The sequence below is a fragment of the Streptomyces sp. NPDC058008 genome (assembly GCF_042886395.1).
Lineage (GTDB): Bacteria > Actinomycetota > Actinomycetes > Streptomycetales > Streptomycetaceae > Streptomyces.
In genome coordinates this window covers 1-2,672 of sequence record NZ_JBHVQX010000073.1, presented here as the reverse complement: position 1 = coordinate 2,672, position 2,672 = coordinate 1, and the positions used below count along the sequence as shown (strand labels likewise).

General features: G+C 53.2%; 1 rRNA gene. It reads right to left on the bottom strand.

Annotated elements, in window-relative coordinates:
* A 23S ribosomal RNA gene (locus ACFVS9_RS34125) occupies positions 1-2,614 on the bottom strand; the annotation flags it as partial.
* Positions 2,615-2,672: the final 58 nt, after the last annotated feature.

Genomic DNA, 2,672 nt, shown 5'->3' with positions numbered 1-2,672 from the left:
CCCAGCTCGCGTACCGCTTTAATGGGCGAACAGCCCAACCCTTGGGACCGACTACAGCCCCAGGATGCGATGAGCCGACATCGAGGTGCCAAACCTCCCCGTCGATGTGGACTCTTGGGGGAGATAAGCCTGTTATCCCCGGGGTAGCTTTTATCCGTTGAGCGATGGCCCTTCCATGCGGAACCACCGGATCACTAAGCCCGACTTTCGTCCCTGCTCGACTTGTAGGTCTCGCAGTCAAGCTCCCTTGTGCCTTTACACTCTGCGAATGATTTCCAACCATTCTGAGGGAACCTTTGGGCGCCTCCGTTACCTTTTAGGAGGCGACCGCCCCAGTCAAACTGCCCACCTGACACTGTCTCCCCGCCCGATAAGGGCGGCGGGTTAGAAGGTCAATACAGCCAGGGTAGTATCCCACCGATGCCTCCACCGAAGCTGGCGCTCCGGTTTCCAAGGCTCCTACCTATCCTGTACAAGCTGTACCAACATTCAATATCAGGCTGCAGTAAAGCTCCACGGGGTCTTTCCGTCCTGTCGCGGGTAACCTGCATCTTCACAGGTACTATAATTTCACCGAGTCTCTCGTTGAGACAGTGCCCAGATCGTTGCGCCTTTCGTGCGGGTCGGAACTTACCCGACAAGGAATTTCGCTACCTTAGGACCGTTATAGTTACGGCCGCCGTTTACTGGGGCTTCAATTCGCACCTTCGCTTACGCTAAGCGCTCCTCTTAACCTTCCAGCACCGGGCAGGCGTCAGCCCCTATACTTCGCCTTACGGCTTCGCAGAGACCTGTGTTTTTGCTAAACAGTCGCCTGGGCCTATTCACTGCGGCTCTCTCGGGCTTGCACCCTAACAGAGCACCCCTTCTCCCGAAGTTACGGGGTCATTTTGCCGAGTTCCTTAACGAGAGTTCTCTCGATCACCTTAGGATTCTCTCCTCGCCTACCTGTGTCGGTTTGCGGTACGGGCACCTCTCACCTCGCTAGAGGCTTTTCTTGGCAGTGTGGAATCAGGAACTTCGCTACTATAATTCGCTCGCCATCACAGCTCAGCCTTCACGGGAAACGGATTTGCCTATTTCCCAGCCTAACTGCTTGGACGCGGATATCCAATACCGCGCTTACCCTATCCTCCTGCGTCCCCCCATTGCTCAAATGGTGAGGAGGTGGTACAGGAATATCAACCTGTTATCCATCGCCTACGCCTTTCGGCCTCGGCTTAGGTCCCGACTAACCCTGAGCGGACGAGCCTTCCTCAGGAAACCTTAGGCATTCGGTGGAGGGGATTCTCACCCCTCTTTCGCTACTCATACCGGCATTCTCACTTCTAAGCGCTCCACCAGTCCTTCCGGTCTGGCTTCACAGCCCTTAGAACGCTCTCCTACCACTGTTCGAAGAACAGTCCGCAGCTTCGGTGATACGTTTAGCCCCGGTACATTTTCGGCGCAGAGTCACTCGACCAGTGAGCTATTACGCACTCTTTAAATGGTGGCTGCTTCTAAGCCAACATCCTGGTTGTCTAAGCAACTCCACATCCTTTTCCACTTAACGTATACTTTGGGACCTTAGCTGGCGGTCTGGGCTGTTTCCCTTTCGACTACGGATCTTATCACTCGCAGTCTGACTCCCAAGGATAAGTCATTGGCATTCGGAGTTTGACTGAATTCGGTAACCCGGTAGGGGCCCCTAGTCCAATCAGTGCTCTACCTCCAAGACTCTTACCTTGAGGCTAGCCCTAAAGCTATTTCGGGGAGAACCAGCTATCTCCAGGTTCGATTGGAATTTCTCCGCTACCCACACCTCATCCCCGCACTTTTCAACGTGCGTGGGTTCGGGCCTCCATTCAGTGTTACCTGAACTTCACCCTGGACATGGGTAGATCACCTGGTTTCGGGTCTACGACCACGTACTCAATTCGCCCTATTCAGACTCGCTTTCGCTGCGGCTCCGCATCTTCTGCTTAACCTTGCACGGGATCGTAACTCGCCGGTTCATTCTACAAAAGGCACGCCATCACCCGTTAACGGGCTCTGACTACTTGTAGGCACACGGTTTCAGGATCTCTTTCACTCCCCTTCCGGGGTGCTTTTCACCTTTCCCTCACGGTACTGGTTCACTATCGGTCACTAGGGAGTATTTAGCCTTGGGAGATGGTCCTCCCGGATTCCGACGGAATTTCACGTGTTCCGCCGTACTCAGGATCCACTCAGGAGAGAACGAAGTTTTGACTACAGGGCTGTTACCTCCTATGGCGGGCCTTTCCAGACCTCTTCGTCTACCTCGTTCCTTTGTAACTCCGTATAGAATGTCCTACAACCCCAAGAGGCAAGCCTCTTGGTTTGGGCTATATTCCGTTTCGCTCGCCGCTACTCAGGAAATCGCATTTGCTTTCTCTTCCTCCAGGTACTTAGATGTTTCAGTTCCCTGGGTCTGTCTTCCATACCCTATGTATTCAGGTAAGGATACCACTCCATTACGAATGGTGGGTTTCCCCATTCGGAAATCTCCGGATCAAAGCTTACTTACAGCTCCCCGAAGCATATCGGTGTTCGTCCCGTCCTTCATCGACTCCTAGTGTCAAGGCATCCACCGTGCGCCCTTTCTAACTTAACCGTTAAAAAGAATCACTACGTGATATCTTGCATTACTAATTGAATGTGATGTCTACTGT